Annotated in this window: 11 protein-coding genes; 9 read left to right on the top strand and 2 right to left on the bottom strand. The window is 62.8% G+C overall.

Going from position 1 to position 15,252, the window contains the following annotated elements; genetic code table 11:
* The first annotated feature begins 14 nt into the window (after window positions 1–14).
* From QBK88_RS07895 to QBK88_RS07885, 3 genes are all read left to right on the top strand, one after another.
* Window positions 15–3,293: a transglutaminase family protein gene (locus QBK88_RS07895; RefSeq protein WP_277961613.1), complete on the top strand. Its 3,279-nt coding sequence runs from the start codon at window positions 15–17 to the stop codon at window positions 3,291–3,293.
* A gap of 66 nt (window positions 3,294–3,359) precedes the next feature.
* The gene (locus QBK88_RS07890) at window positions 3,360–5,843 is read left to right on the top strand and encodes a circularly permuted type 2 ATP-grasp protein (protein WP_277961612.1); all 2,484 of its coding nucleotides are present in this window, start codon (window positions 3,360–3,362) and stop codon (window positions 5,841–5,843) included.
* Window positions 5,840–6,742, top strand: coding sequence for a transglutaminase-like domain-containing protein (locus QBK88_RS07885; protein ID WP_277961611.1), 903 nt, complete (start codon window positions 5,840–5,842; stop codon window positions 6,740–6,742). Before QBK88_RS07890 ends, QBK88_RS07885 begins: the two co-directional genes overlap by 4 nt.
* On the opposite strand, the gene QBK88_RS07880 is transcribed toward QBK88_RS07885, so the two are convergent.
* Window positions 6,743–7,330 carry a TIGR00730 family Rossman fold protein gene (locus tag QBK88_RS07880; protein WP_277961610.1) on the bottom strand — a complete coding sequence of 196 codons (588 nt, stop codon included), beginning with the start codon at window positions 7,328–7,330 and terminating at the stop codon, window positions 6,743–6,745.
* A gap of 262 nt (window positions 7,331–7,592) precedes the next feature.
* On the opposite strand from QBK88_RS07880, the gene azu reads away from it, so the two are divergent.
* Entirely contained in the window at window positions 7,593–8,039 is a 447-nt protein-coding gene (azu, locus tag QBK88_RS07875; RefSeq protein WP_277961609.1) for an azurin, read from the top strand.
* Window positions 8,040–8,093: 54 nt separating this feature from the next.
* Here the strand turns inward: azu and pncB are convergent, their stop codons facing one another.
* Window positions 8,094–9,293 (bottom strand): nicotinate phosphoribosyltransferase, encoded by a 1,200-nt coding sequence (gene pncB, locus QBK88_RS07870; protein ID WP_277961608.1) that lies wholly within the window; start codon window positions 9,291–9,293, stop codon window positions 8,094–8,096.
* Between the two features lie 510 nt (window positions 9,294–9,803).
* Here pncB and QBK88_RS07865 point away from each other — a divergent pair.
* From QBK88_RS07865 to QBK88_RS07845, 5 genes are all read left to right on the top strand, one after another.
* Complete coding sequence (locus QBK88_RS07865; protein ID WP_277961607.1) at window positions 9,804–10,943, top strand: ABC transporter substrate-binding protein; 1,140 nt, start codon at window positions 9,804–9,806, stop codon at window positions 10,941–10,943.
* Between the two features lie 168 nt (window positions 10,944–11,111).
* Complete coding sequence (locus QBK88_RS07860) at window positions 11,112–12,026, top strand: ABC transporter permease subunit (protein ID WP_277961673.1); 915 nt, start codon at window positions 11,112–11,114, stop codon at window positions 12,024–12,026.
* Between the two features lie 2 nt (window positions 12,027–12,028).
* Entirely contained in the window at window positions 12,029–13,312 is a 1,284-nt protein-coding gene (gene livM, locus QBK88_RS07855) for a high-affinity branched-chain amino acid ABC transporter permease LivM (protein ID WP_277961606.1), read from the top strand.
* Entirely contained in the window at window positions 13,309–14,181 is an 873-nt protein-coding gene (locus QBK88_RS07850) for an ATP-binding cassette domain-containing protein (RefSeq protein ID WP_277961605.1), read from the top strand. Before livM ends, QBK88_RS07850 begins: the two co-directional genes overlap by 4 nt.
* A complete protein-coding gene (locus tag QBK88_RS07845) occupies window positions 14,178–14,894 on the top strand; it encodes an ABC transporter ATP-binding protein (RefSeq protein WP_277961604.1) in 717 nt (238 codons plus the stop codon). Before QBK88_RS07850 ends, QBK88_RS07845 begins: the two co-directional genes overlap by 4 nt.
* Window positions 14,895–15,252 lie beyond the last annotated feature (358 nt).

Here is a 15,252-nt window from a genome sequence, read left to right as displayed (position 1 = left end):
GCAGGAGGCACGCCGTGTCGATCCATGTCGCATTGCACCATGTCACGCATTACCGTTACGACCGTGCGGTTGAACTTGGCCCGCAGATCGTGCGCCTGCGCCCTGCGCCCCATAGCCGTACGCGGGTGCTTTCCTACGCGTTGAACGTACTGCCCGAGCAGCATTTCATCAACTGGCAGCAAGACCCTCAGGGCAATTACCTGGCACGCCTGGTGTTCCCGGAGAAGACCCGCGAATTTCGCGTTGAGGTGGACCTGGTCGCCGAGATGGCGGTGTTCAACCCGTTCGACTTCTTCCTTGAGCCTTATGCGGAAAATATCCCTTTCGCCTATGCCAAGGACGAACAGCACGAGCTGGCGCCATACCTGGAAAAGCTGCCGCTGTCGCCGAAGTTCGACGCCTACCTGAAGGGCATCGACCGCACGCCCATCCCGGCGGTGGACTTCCTGGTGGGCATCAACCAGCGCCTGAGCCAGGACATCGGTTACCTGATTCGCATGGAGCCTGGCGTACAAACGCCGGAGCAAACCCTGGAAAACGCCTCCGGCTCGTGCCGCGATTCGGCCTGGTTGCTGGTGCAGTTACTGCGTCACCTGGGCCTGGCCGCGCGCTTCGTGTCTGGCTACCTGATTCAACTGGCCGCCGACGTCAAGGCGCTGGATGGCCCGTCCGGTACCGAGGTGGACTTCACCGACCTGCACGCCTGGTGCGAGGTCTACCTGCCCGGTGCCGGCTGGATCGGCCTGGACGCTACCTCCGGGCTGTTCGCCGGTGAGGGGCATATTCCGTTGGCCTGCAGCCCGGACCCGTCCTCGGCGGCGCCCATCAGTGGCCTGGTGGAACCGTGCGAGTGCGAGTTCGGCCACGAAATGTCGGTGACCCGGGTCTGGGAGGCACCACGGGTCACCCGGCCTTACACGGACGAGCAGTGGCAAGCGATCCAGGCGCTCGGGCGGCAGATCGACGCCGACCTGGTGGAGGGCGATGTGCGCTTGACCATGGGGGGCGAGCCGACCTTCGTGTCTATCGACGACCCAGACGGTGCCGAATGGAACACCGCCGCCCTCGGTGACGCCAAACGCACACTCTCCGCCCAGTTGTACCAGCGCATGCGTCAGCAGTACGCGCCCAACGGCCTGGTGCACTTCGGCCAGGGAAAATGGTACCCGGGGGAGCAACTGCCACGCTGGTCGTTGAACGCTTACTGGCGGCTGGACGGCGAACCGATCTGGCACGACGACGCGCTGATTGCCGACGAAAGCAAAGACTACGGCGCCACCGGTGAATTGGCAGGACGCTTTCTGGCCAGCGTCGCGGAGCGGCTGAAATTGCCGCCGCGCTTTGTTTTTCCTGCCTACGAAGACAACTTCTACTACCTGTGGCGCGAGGGCGCGCTACCCAGCAACGTCACCGCCGAAGACTCGCGCCTGGGCGAAGAAATGGAGCGCAAGCGCCTGCGCAAGGTGTTCAGCCAAGGCCTGGATAAAATCATCGGCCAGGTGCTGCCGCTGGCCCGCACCGCCGCCGGTGACCAATGGCAAAGCGGCCGCTGGTACCTGCGCGACAGTCGTTGCCGCCTGGTACCCGGTGACTCGCCCCTGGGCTACCGCTTGCCTCTGGCTTCGCAGCCGTGGGTGACCGCCGCCGAATACCCCTTCGTTCACCCCCGTGACCCCAACCAGGATGTGGGCGCGCTGCCAACTTCGGAGCAATTGCAGGTGGCTGGCCAGGCACCCGCGATCGAAACCGACCGTGCGCCAGCGCTGGACGAGTCAGCCGATTGGCTCACCCGCACGGCGTTGTGCGCCGAGGCCCGAGAGGGGCGGCTGTACGTGTTCATGCCGCCGCTGGCAGAGGTCGAGGACTACCTGGCATTGGTCAGCGTCATCGAGGCCACCGCCAGGGAGCTGCGCTGCCCAGTGCTGCTGGAAGGCTACGAGCCGCCCCATGACCCGCGCCTGGCCAACTTCCGTATTACCCCCGACCCTGGCGTGATCGAGGTCAACGTACAGCCGTCCGCCACCTGGGATGAGTTGGTGCAGCGCACCGAGTTTCTTTACGAACAGGCCCGGGAAAACCGCCTGAGCACCGAGAAATTCATGATCGACGGTCGCCACACCGGTACAGGTGGCGGCAACCATTTCGTGCTCGGTGGCGCCACGCCTGCGGACTCGCCGTTCCTGCGCCGCCCCGACCTGCTGCGCAGCCTGATCAGCTACTGGCACAACCACCCGTCGCTGTCGTACCTGTTTTCCGGGCTGTTCATCGGCCCGACCTCCCAGGCCCCGCGCATCGACGAAGCGCGCAACGACTCGCTGTACGAACTGGAAATCGCCTTCCAGCAAATGCCGGCGCCGGGTGAGCCGTGCGCCCCGTGGCTGGTGGACCGCCTGCTGCGCAACCTGTTGATCGACGTGACCGGTAACACCCACCGGGCCGAGTTCTGCATCGACAAGCTTTACTCTCCTGACGGCGCCACCGGTCGGCTGGGGCTGCTGGAACTGCGCGGTTTCGAGATGCCGCCCCATGCGCGCATGAGCCTGGTGCAGCAACTGTTGCTGCGTGCGCTGGTCGCGCGCTTCTGGCGTGAACCATACGCCCCGGCCAAGCTGGCGCGGTGGGGTACCGAGCTGCATGACCGTTTCATGCTGGCGCATTTCATCGAACAGGATTTTGCCGATGTCATCGCCGAACTGAACACTGCCGGTTACCCACTGCGAGCTGAATGGTTCGCTGCGCACCTGGAGTTCCGCTTCCCCAAGATCGGCGACTACGCCGTGGCCGGCATCGAGCTGGAACTGCGCCAGGCCCTGGAGCCTTGGCACGTGCTGGGGGAGGAGGGCGGTGCCGGTGGAACCGTGCGCTACGTGGACTCCTCGCTCGAACGCCTGCAGGTCAAGCTCAACGGCCTGTCACCCCAGCGCTACGTGGTGACCTGCAACGGCCGCACCCTACCGTTGCAGCCCACCGGCCGAGTGGGCGAATACGTGGCCGGCGTGCGGTTTCGCGCCTGGCAGCCGTTCAACTGCCTGCAGCCGACTATCCCGGTGCATGCGCCGTTGGTGTTCGACATCCATGACACCTGGATGCAGCGCTCCCTGGGCGGCTGCCAGTACCACGTGGCCCATCCCGGTGGCCGCAACTACGAGACGTTGCCCGTCAACGCCAACGAAGCGGAAAGCCGCCGTCTGTCGCGTTTCTTCCGCCTGGGTCATAGCCCTGGCCCGCAGCCGGCACCTACACTCACGAACAACGATGAGCTGCCGATGACACTGGACATGCGTCGCACCTGAAAAGGAGGGCCGGGCTACCGGCCGTCCGCATTATTCTGATGCTTTACTGCCCGTGCCGAGCGTTCCATGCCAGACCTGCTTGACCGATACCCGCTGACGGCGGGAAGTTTTGACGAGATGCTTCAGGCAGACGGCTCGGTGCGTGCGCACTGGCGCAGGCTGTTCGAGCATTTGCAGCGCAGCACCCCTTCGCAACTGACCCAGCGCCAGGCGTTGCTGACCCGGCAGATCCAGGAAAACGGCGTGACCTACAACGTCTATGCCGACCCCAAGGGCGCCGACCGCCCGTGGGAACTGGACCTGTTGCCCCACGTTATACCTGCGGCCGAATGGCAGCAGTTGCGGGCTGGCATCGCCCAGCGTGCGCGCCTGCTCAATGCGGTGCTGGCCGACATCTACGGGCCTCAGAACCTGATACGGGAAGGCCTGCTACCCGCCGAACTGGTATACGGGCACAACAATTTCCTCTGGCCATGCCAGGGCCTGAAACAGCCCGGGGACATGTTCCTGCACCTGTATGCCGTGGACCTGGCGCGCACCCCCGATGGCCGCTGGTGGGTCACCGCCGACCGCACCCAGGCGCCGTCCGGTGCCGGTTATGCCCTGGAAAACCGCATGAGCGTCTCCAGGGCGTTCCCGGAGCTGTACCGCGACCTCAAGGTCGAGCACCTGAGCGGGTATTTCCGGACACTGCAGGACACCCTGCGGCGCCTGGCGCCAGACGGCCACGACTCGCCGCTGATCGTGCTGCTCACGCCCGGGCGCTTCAACGAGAGCTATTTCGAACATCTGTACTTGGCCCGGCAGCTTGGCTACCCGCTGGTGGAAGGCAGTGACCTGACCGTGCGCGATGCCACCGTCTACCTCAAGACCCTCAGCGGCCTGCGTCGGGTGCACGCCATCATGCGCCGGCTGGACGACGACTTCTGCGACCCGCTGGAATTGCGCACCGACTCCGCCCTGGGGGTGCCGGGCCTGCTGGAAGCCGTGCGCCAGGGCCGGGTGCTGGTGGCCAACGCGCTGGGCAGCGGCGTGCTGGAATCCCCCGGGCTGCTGGGCTTCCTGCCCACGATCAACGAACACCTGTTCGGCGAAAAACTGATCCTGCCCTCCATTGCCACCTGGTGGTGTGGCGAGCCTCCGGTAATGGCCCAGGCGCTGGAAAAGCTGCCCAACCTGGTGATCAAGCCCGCCTTCCCGTCCCAGAGCTTCGCACCGGTATTCGGTCGCGATCTGGACGCCAGGCAGCGCAAGGCCATGGCCGAGCGTATCCAGGCGCGCCCCTACGCCTATGTGGCGCAAGAGCTGGCGCAGCTTTCCCAGGCGCCGGTATGGCAAGGCAGCGGGCAACTGGCGCCACGCGCCATCGGCATGCGCGTGTATGCCGTGGCCGGCCACGACGGTTACCGGGTGCTGCCTGGCGCGTTGACCCGGGTGGCGGCCGAGGCCGACGCCGAGGTGGTCTCGATGCAGCGCGGTGGTGCCAGCAAGGACACGTGGGTGCTGGGCGAGCGTGCACCCATCGGCGAGCAGTGGAAGGCCCTGCGGACCATCGGCGCGCACGATGTGGTCAGGGTCGACCCCTACCTGCCGTCACGGGTGGTGGAGAACCTGTTCTGGTTCGGCCGCTATTGCGAGCGCTGCGATGATAGCGCGCGCCTGCTGCGCATCATTCTGGGCCGCTACATTGATGGCGATGACCCGCTGGCCCTGCAAGCCGCTGTGGAGCTGGGCGAGCGCCTGGGGCTGTTGCCCGAAGAAGGTGAACTGCAGGAGCGCCTGCTGGCGGCCTTGCTGGGTGAAGACTGGGCCTACAGCCTGCGCAATAACCTGCAACGGTTGCAGTGGGCGGCATCACAGGTGCGTGGCAAGCTTTCGCGGGAGAACTGGCAGGCCCTGGTGGAGCTGCAGCGCGAGGCCCAGGGCCTGGACGTGGAAGACCCCGACCTGGGCGAACTGCTGGACTTCCTCAACCGCCTGGTGATGTCGCTGGCCGCGCTATCGGGCTTCGCCCTGGACGACATGACCCGTGACGAGGGCTGGCGCTTCCTGATGATCGGCCGGCGTATCGAGCGCCTGCAGTTTCTCAGCACCAGCCTGGCCGGCTTCCTGCGTGGCGTGGGTATTGCCGACCAGGCAGGCCTGGAATGGTTGCTGGAGCTGGGCAACAGCAGCATCACCTATCGTTCGCGCTACCTGGCGGTGCCACAGTTGATACCGGTGCTGGACTTGCTCCTGCTCGATGACCAGAACCCCCATGCCGTGCTGTTCCAGCTCAAGCAGGTGAACCGCGCGCTACGCCGCCTGAACGATGAATTCGCTGTCCCGCGCGAGCGCGGTCTGGCCATGCTCATCGAGCGGCTGTCGGCCTTCGACCTGGGCAGCCTGGAAAACCCACTGTTCGGTGCGCCCAGCGTGCAGGCGGTGCTCGACGGCCTGGCCGACCTGTTGCAGACCATTGCCGAAGCCAGCGGCCAGGTGTCCGACCGCCTGGCCTTGCGCCATTTTGCCCACGTCGATGATGTCAGCCAACGGACGGTGTCGGTATGAGTGCCCAGTACCAGATCATCCACGATACCCATTACCACTACGACAGCCCGGTGTCCCTGGCCCAGCAGCTGGCGCACCTGTGGCCGCGCCCGTGCGCCTGGCAGCTGTGCCGGGAGCAGGTGCTGGAGATCAGCCCCCATCCCAGCTGGCGAGTCGACGACTACGACGTGTTCGGCAACCCGCTGACGCGCATGACCTTCGAGCGCCCCCATGATGCCTTGAAGGTGAGCGCGCGCTTGAAAGTGGAAGTGCTGCCGCGGCCCGCGGTGGACTTCGCCCGTTCGCAAGCCTGGGAAGTGGTGCGTGATGCCTTGTGCTATAGCAGCGCGCCCATCGCCGAAGACCTGATGAAGGCCTGCCGCTACCGCTTCGAGTCGCCGTACGTGCGGCTCAAGCAGGCCTTCGTGGCCTTTTCCGCCAGTTGCTTCCCGCCCGGGCGGCCGTTGCTGGAAGGGACCCAGGCGCTGATGGAAAAAATCTTCGAGGAGTTCACCTTCGACGCCGAGGCCACCCAGGTGGCGACGCCATTGACCGAAGTGCTGGAGCGCCGGCGCGGGGTGTGCCAGGACTTCGCTCACCTGATGCTGGCCTGCCTGCGCTCGCGCGGGCTGGCGGCACGCTACATCAGTGGCTACCTGCTGACCCAGCCACCGCCCGGCCAACCGCGGCTGATCGGTGCTGATGCTTCCCATGCCTGGGTATCGGTGTACTGCCCGCCGCTGGGGTGGATCGACTTCGACCCTACCAACAATGTGCAACCGGCGCTGGAGCACATCACCCTGGCGTGGGGCCGGGATTTTTCCGATGTGTCGCCTTTGCGAGGGGTGATTCTGGGGGGCGGCAGCCATGACCCGGAAGTGCAGGTCACGGTCATGCCGCTGGACGAAGTGCCGGGCTGATCAGTCCGGCTGCTTGTCGGTCCACTTGGGCAGCACCGTGGGTTGCCAGGCGTCCAGGGCATCGAGCAGGGCGTCGGCCGAGTCGTTCACCTGCAGCATGGCGCGGTGTTGTTCGCGCACGAAGTTCTCTTGCACCAGGTGGTCCAGGAAACCGGTGAGCTTGCTGTAGAAGCCATTCACTTCCAGCAGGCCAAGGGGCTTGCCGTGGTAGCCCAACTGGCCCCAGGTCCATACCTCGAACAGCTCTTCCAGGGTGCCCAGGCCGCCAGGCAGGGCGATGAAGGCATCGGCCAGCTCGGCCATGCGTGCCTTGCGCGCATGCATGCCGTCCACCACTTCCAGGCGGGTCAGGCCCTTGTGGCCAATTTCGAGATCATTGAGGCTGTGGGGGATGATGCCAATGGCTTCGCCACCCGCTTGCAGCACGGCGTCGGCGACGATACCCATCAGGCCCACTGCACCACCGCCGTACACCAGGGTGAGTTTGCGCTCGGCCAGCGTCCGGCCCAAGGTCACGGCGGCGTCCCGGTAAGCCGGATTGTTGCCGCTGCTGGCGCCGCAGAAAACACAGACTGAAGTCAGTGACATGGGGGTGCTCCTGGCAATGGGGGTGTCATAGGGTAAAGGCCCCGCTGCTCTGGCTCCAGCTTTTCATTCAGTCGTCCGGGCACTCGGTACCGGTGTTGCCGCACGCATAGGCGGCGAGGAGACTGCGCAGGAAATTGTTCATGTAAACGCTCCGTGATTGATATTGTATACAATATGCGGTGCGTGCAATGATTGTCCCGTTGATTCTGTCGATGAGGCTCATAGAAGAAGCCTTGCTTAAAACCTGTCCTGGAGATTCACCATGTTCGCGAAAGTAGCTGCTGCCTCCCTGCTTGCCCTGGCTGCCGGCCAGGTATTCGCCGCCGATTGTTCGGTAGACGTCGATTCCACTGACAGCATGACCTTCGACAAGAAGGCCATCGAAATCAGCAAGACCTGCAAGACCTTCACCGTCAACCTGGGCCACTCGGGTTCACTGGCCAAAAATGTCATGGGCCACAACTGGGTACTGAGCAAGGCGGCAGACGCCCAGGGCGTGGCCTCTGACGGCATGGCCGCCGGCATCGACAAGAATTACCTCAAGGACGGTGACGAGCGCATCCTGGCTCACACCAAAATCATTGGCGCGGGCGAAAAAGACTCGGTGACCTTCGATGTGTCCAAGCTGCAGGCCGGCACGGATTACGCGTTCTTCTGCTCATTCCCAGGGCACATCTCGATGATGAAAGGCACCGTCACCCTGAACTGACCGCGCAGGCCTCGGCCAAGCGCAGGAGCTGGCAAGCCAGCTCCTGCCGGTGCGTCAGGGTTTGACCTTGAACACATGCCGCAGGTACGCCACGAAGTTCTCGTCCCTGCATTGTGTCTTCGCCGCTTCGTCGGAGATCTTCGCCACCGGCTGGCCATTGCAGTCGGTCATCTTCAGCACGATGCTCATCGGCTCCACCCCGGGGATGTCGCAGGTCAGGTTGGTGCCGATGCCAAAGCTGACATTGATGCGCCCGCGCAGCGCGCGGAAAATCTCCAAGGACTTGGGCAGGTTCAGCCCATCGGAAAACACCAGGGTCTTGCTCATGGGGTCGATGCCCAGCGCCTGGTAATGGGCGATGGCTTTTTCCGCCCATATCACCGGGTCGCCCGAGTCATGGCGCAAGCCATCGAAGAGTTTCGCGAAATACAGGTCGAAGTCACTGAGGAAGGCATCCATGGTGATGCAGTCCGTCAGCGCTATACCTAGCAACCCGCGGTATTCACGCACCCAGCAATCCAGGGCGGCGCTCTGGCTGTCGATCAGCCGCGGCCCGAGTTGCTGGTGCGCCATGATCCATTCGTGGGCCATGGTGCCCAGCGGCTTGATGTCCAGCTCGCGCGCCAGGTGCACATTGCTGGTGCCCACAAAACGCCCAGGAAAGTCATGCTTGAGCACGGACACCACTTCCTCCTGGACCTTGTAGGAAAAGCGTCGGCGGGTACCGAAGTCGGCAACCTGCAACTCGGCAAGCTCATCGGCCGAGGCATGGGTGGTCAGCCAGTCGAACTTGCGGTACAGCTGCTCCCGGGCCTGGCCCAGGGTCACTTCGCGGTAACGCACGCGGTTGCGCACTTCGCTGACGATGGCCAGCAGCGGCACCTCGAAGAGGATCACGTGCAGCCACGGGCCACGCAAGCGAATGCTCAACTGGTCGTTTTCGATGCTGGTCTGCAAATAACGCAGATTGAAGCGGAACAGTCCCAGGAAACGCAGGAAGTCCGGCTTCATGAAATTGATGCGCTCCAGGAAACCCAGCTGGTCGCTGCTCAGGCTCAGTTCGCACAGCCGCTCGATCTGGTAGCGGATCTCCGCCAGGTAAGGGCGCAAGTCTTCGCCATTGCGGCAACGAAACTCCCACTCCACCTCGACGTTGGGGTAGTTGTGCAGGACAGCCTGCATCATGGTCAGTTTGTACAAATCGGTGTCGAGCAAGTTCTGCACGATGCGATCAGCGAATACGCTCTCGCTCATTGAGGGCTCCAACTGGGCCTGGCGGCATGACTGAAACGGTAGTGGCGCACAGTAAAGGTACATTCTGCCAGTGTTTTGCCCAGCCTGCGCGCTGCTTACGTTTGGCACGAAAGCCTCTGGCACCGCCATTTCACAACCTATATAGCTGGTTTCCAAACAAACTCTCCGTTTTTGCCGACAATGGCTAGCCTTAAATGGTGCGTGGCGTAGCAATTACGCACCGGTGATGTGCACTTCGGTTACGCACCCTGTTACAGCTCGGTTGCACAGTTTGTTGCTAGCAGGTTGCAATGATGGCACGCCAGGGTTGCTCCTTTTGTTCAATAAGGTGTTACCAGGCGCGATCCAGACGGTTGCACGACCCGCAGGGAGGCGGGCGCAGGGCCTTGGCACCGTAAACGGTCAGGCGTTTTCACCGTTTGAAAATCGGATGGCACGGCGCTTGCTCAGAGCAATTGCTGAAGTTGTGAAGTTGTAGTGCCAACCAAAAAAACTCAGGAGCACCACCTCATGTCGCAGACGTTTTACAGGAAAGGTTTTCTGGCTCTCGCGGTCGCTACTGCGCTGGGAGTTTCTTCGTTTGTTCAGGCAGCCGACATCAAGATCGGCGTGGCAGGCCCAATGACCGGTGCCAACGCATCGTTCGGCGAGCAGTACATGAAGGGGGCGCAAGCCGCCGCTGATGAAATCAACGCCCACGGCGGCGTGAATGGCGGCAAGATCATCCTGGTGGCTGGCGATGATGCCTGCGAACCGAAGCAGGCGGTGGCGGTGGCCAACAAACTGGCAGACCAGGACAAGGTCGCCGGTGTGGTCGGGCACTTCTGTTCCTCGTCGACCATCCCGGCGTCCGAGGTGTATGCCGATGCAGGCGTGATTGCCATCACTCCGGGCTCCACCAACCCGCAGGTCACCGAGCGTAACCTGACCGCCATGTTCCGCATGTGTGGCCGGGACGACCAGCAGGGCGTGGTGGCTGGCGACTATATCGTCGACGTGCTGAAGGGCAAGAAAGTCGCAGTCATCAACGACAAGGACACCTACGGCAAGGGCCTGGCCGATGCGACCGCCAAACAGCTCACTGCCCGAGGCGTCAAGCCAGTGCTGGAAGAAGGCCTGACCCGTGGCGAAAAAGACTTCAGCGCCCTGGTGACCAAGATCCGCGCCGCAGGCGCCGACGTAGTGTACTTCGGCGGCTTGCACCCGGAAGCCGGCCCGCTGGTTCATCAACTGCGTGAGCAGGGCCTGAAGGACGTGAAGTTCATGTCCGACGATGGCGTGGTCACCGACGAACTGGTGACCACCGCAGGCGGCGCCCAGTACGTCGATGGCGTGTACATGACCTTTGGTGCCGACCCGCGCCTGCTGCCAGACAGCAAGGCGGTGGTCGACCAATTCCGCAAGTCCGGTTATGAGCCTGAAGGCTACACCCTGTATGCCTACGCCTCGATCCAGGCCCTGGCCGCCGGCTTCAACGGTGCCAAGTCCGACAAGGGCGAAGACGCCGCCAAATGGTTGAAGGCCAACCCGGTGAAGACCGTCATGGGTACCAAGACCTGGGACAGCAAGGGTGACCTGAAAGTCTCCGACTATGTGGTGTACCAGTGGGACAAGGACGGCAAATACCACCAGCTCGAAAAGCAGAAATGACATGAGGTCGGACCGGCTTGCGGGGTAACCCTCAAGTCCGGTCAAACTGGGTCCGGCCCATTGTCGGCCGGCCCCGTCAGTTCTCTTATTTACCGCTCGTATCCAGAGTGGGCAGGCTCGGCTTGCCCGCGCGGACCCGTGCGGCCCAGAAGTTCGTGAGCGTGCATGATGGATGGTATTTTCCTGCAACAAATGATCAACGGCCTGACCCTGGGGTCGGTCTACGGTTTGATTGCCATCGGCTACACCATGGTCTACGGCATCATCGGCATGATCAACTTCGCCCATGGCGATGTGTACATGATCTCCGCCTACCTGGCCGCTATCGGCCTGGCGGTACTGTCGTTCTTTGGGGTCGAGTCCTTCCCTTTCCTGATTCTCGGCACGCTGGTGTTCACCATCGTGGTCACCGGGGTCTACGGTTTTGTCATCGAGCGGGTGGCCTACAAGCCGCTGCGCAACTCCACGCGCCTGGCGCCGCTGATCAGTGCCATTGGCATCTCGCTGATCCTGCAGAACTACGCGCAGATCGCCCAGGGCCCCAACCAGCAGGGCGTGCCCACGCTGCTCAGTGGTGGCTGGCGCTTCGACATCGGCACCGGCTTCGTGCAGATCACCTACACCAAGGTGTTCATCCTGGTGGCCGCGTTCGCCGGCATGGCGGCACTGACGTACATCATCAAGTACACCAAGCTGGGCCGCATGTGCCGGGCCACCCAGCAAGACCGCAAGATGGCTTCGATCCTGGGTATCAACACCGACCGGGTGATTTCCTACGTATTCATCATCGGCGCGGCCATGGCGGCCCTGGCCGGTGTACTGATCACGGTCAATTACGGCACCTTCGACTTCTACGCCGGCTTCATCATCGGCATCAAGGCCTTCACCGCGGCAGTGTTGGGCGGTATCGGCTCGCTGCCGGGGGCCATGCTCGGTGGCTTGATCCTGGGTGTTGCCGAGTCGCAGTTCTCGGGCCTGATCAACTCTGACTACAAAGACGTGTTCAGCTTCGCCCTGCTGGTGCTGATTCTGATCTTCCGACCCCAAGGCCTGCTGGGTCGCCCACTCGTGGCGAAGGTATAACTATGTCTGCTGCCCCAATCAAACCCGTTGATATCAAGCAAAGCCTGATCGACGCAGTCATTGCCGGCCTGCTGGCGCTGATCGTATTCGGGCCCATCGTCGGCGTAGTGCTGCAAGGCTACAGTTTCAACCTGCAACCAACTCGCGTTGCCTGGCTGGTGCTGGCCGTGGCGGCAGGACGTTTCCTGATCAGCCTGTTCCTGCAGACCCCGCGTGGCATTCGCCTGTCCCAGGGCATGGAGCGCGGCGGTTCGGGCGTGCATGTGCTGGCGCCGGGGCACAAGTCGGCGCTGCGCTGGGTGATCCCGCTGGTGATCGTGCTGGCTATCGTCTTCCCTGCGTTTGCCAACAAATACGTGCTGACCATCGTTATCCTCGGGCTCATCTACGTGCTGCTGGGCCTGGGCCTGAACATCGTGGTAGGCCTGGCGGGCCTGCTCGACTTGGGTTACGTGGCCTTCTATGCCATTGGCGCCTACGGCCTGGCCCTGGGCTACCAGTACTTGGGCCTGGGTTTCTGGTCGGCGCTGCCGCTGGCAGCCCTGGCGGCGGCGTTCGCCGGTTGCATATTGGGTTTCCCGGTGTTGAGGATGCATGGCGACTACCTGGCCATCGTGACCCTGGGCTTCGGTGAAATCATCCGCCTGGTGCTGAACAACTGGCTGTCGTTCACCGGAGGCCCGAACGGTGTGCCGGTGCCAGCACCGACCTTCCTGGGCCTGGAGTTTGGCCGGCGGGCCAAAGAGGGCGGCGTGCCCATCCACGAATTCCTGCACATCGACTACAACCCTGACCTGAAATTCGTCTTCATCTACGCCGTACTCTTCCTGGTGGTGATCGGTGTGCTGTACGTCAAGCACCGCCTGACCCGCATGCCGGTAGGCCGTGCCTGGGAAGCCCTGCGCGAAGATGAGATCGCCTGCCGGGCCATGGGCCTGAACCACGTGCTGGTCAAACTCTCGGCCTTCACCCTGGGGGCGTCTACCGCCGGCCTTGCCGGCGTGTTTTTCGCCAGTTACCAGGGCTTCGTCAACCCCACCTCATTTACCTTCTTCGAGTCTGCGTTGATCCTGGCCATTGTGGTACTGGGCGGCATGGGCTCCACGGTCGGCGTGGTGATTGCCGCGTTCGTGCTGACCGTGGCACCGGAGCTGCTGCGTTCGTTCGCCGAGTACCGGGTGCTGCTGTTCGGCGTGCTGATGGTACTGATGATGATCTGGAGACCGCGCGGCCTGATTCGCATCAGCCGTACCGGCGTGGTTCCGCGTAAAGGAGTGGCGCCATGAGTGAATACGTACTCACGGTTGAAAAACTGATGATGCACTTCGGTGGCATCAAGGCCCTCAGCGATGTCAGCCTGAAGGTCAAGCGCAATTCGATCTTTGCCCTCATTGGCCCCAACGGTGCCGGCAAGACCACGGTGTTCAACTGCCTGACCGGCTTCTACAAGGCGACAGGCGGGCGCATCGAGTTGCAAACGCGCGGCATGAAGACCAACGTCATCCAGCTGCTGGGCGAGCCTTTCCAGCCGACCGACTTTGTTTCGCCGCGCAGTTTCGCCAGCCGCCTGTACTACAAGATGTTCGGCGGCACCCACCTGGTGAACCGCGCCGGGCTGGCGCGCACCTTTCAGAACATCCGCCTGTTTCGGGAGATGTCGGTGGTGGAAAACCTGCTGGTGGCCCAGCACATGTGGGTAAACCGCAACATGGTGGCCGGTATTCTCAATACCCGCGGGTATCGCCAAGCCGAGGAGGACGCGCTCAATACCGCGTTCTACTGGCTGGAAGTGGTAGACCTCGTGGACTGCGCCAACCGCCTGGCGGGCGAGCTTTCCTACGGCCAGCAGCGCCGCCTGGAAATCGCCCGCGCCATGTGCACGCGGCCCCAGGTGATCTGCCTGGACGAACCGGCCGCTGGCCTCAACCCGCAGGAAACCGAGGCTCTGAGCGGCATGATCCGCCTGCTGCGCGACGAGCACGACATGACCATCGTGCTGATCGAGCACGACATGGGCATGGTCATGGGCATTTCCGACCATATCGTGGTGCTGGACCATGGCAACGTGATCGCCGAAGGCGGCCCGGAGCAGATCCGTAACGACCCGAAAGTGATCGCCGCCTACCTGGGCGCGGATGAAGAGGAGCTGGCATGAGTAACCCGATCCTCGAACTGAAAGAGATCGACGTCTTCTACGGCCCCATCCAGGCGTTGAAGAAGGTCTCGATGCACATCAACGAAGGCGAGACCGTGAGCCTGATCGGCTCCAACGGCGCGGGCAAGTCGACCCTGTTGATGTCCATCTTCGGCCAACCGCGCGCCGCGGCCGGGCAGATCATCTACCAGGGTACCGACATCACCAGGAAGTCGTCCCACTACATCGCCTCCAACGGCATTGCCCAGTCACCGGAAGGCCGGCGGGTATTCCCGGACATGTCGGTGGAAGAAAACCTGATGATGGGCACCATCCCCATTGGTGACAAGTTCGCCGGCGAAGACATGCAGCGCATGTTCGACCTGTTCCCCCGGCTCAAGGAACGCCGCAACCAGCGCGCCATGACCATGTCGGGCGGCGAGCAGCAAATGCTCGCCATCGCCCGGGCCCTGATGAGCCGGCCCAAGCTGTTGCTGCTCGACGAACCGTCGCTGGGCTTGGCGCCCATCGTGGTGAAACAGATTTTCAGCACCTTGCGCGAGCTGGCCAAGTCGGGCATGACCATCTTCCTGGTGGAGCAGAACGCCAACCACGCGCTGAAGCTGTCGGACCGCGCGTACGTGATGGTCAACGGCGAGATCCGGCTGACGGGCACGGGGCAGGAGCTGTTGACCAATGACGAGGTGCGCAACGCTTACCTCGGCGGCCATTGACCGGTCGAATCAGCAGCCAGAAAAGGGTTTTCCACAGCATTGTGGAAAACCCTTTTTCGTTGTTCGCCCACTGCGACATAAAACCGCCCTAATTCATTGTTTTGTCATGCAATGCACTTGTCCCCGTTTATTGTGGAACGGGCTGTGGGTAAGTTGGGTGTAGGTTGCTGAACGCCTTGATCGGCGTGGCTTTCAGAGGTGTGGTCAATATTTGATCAGGTATTTTCAGGTCGGCTGGTACGCGCTTTGTCAAGCTCTTATCCACCGCCGAATACCGTTCGTCATGGCTGCGAAAACCTGTGGATAAGTCTGTGGGCAAGCCTTGGAAAGATGCCGCTGAGGGCCGTGGTTGCTGGCC

This window comes from Pseudomonas sp. RIT-To-2, assembly GCF_029623465.1.
GTDB lineage: Bacteria > Pseudomonadota > Gammaproteobacteria > Pseudomonadales > Pseudomonadaceae > Aquipseudomonas > Aquipseudomonas silvicola.
This window is presented reverse-complemented; position numbering and strand designations above follow the sequence as displayed.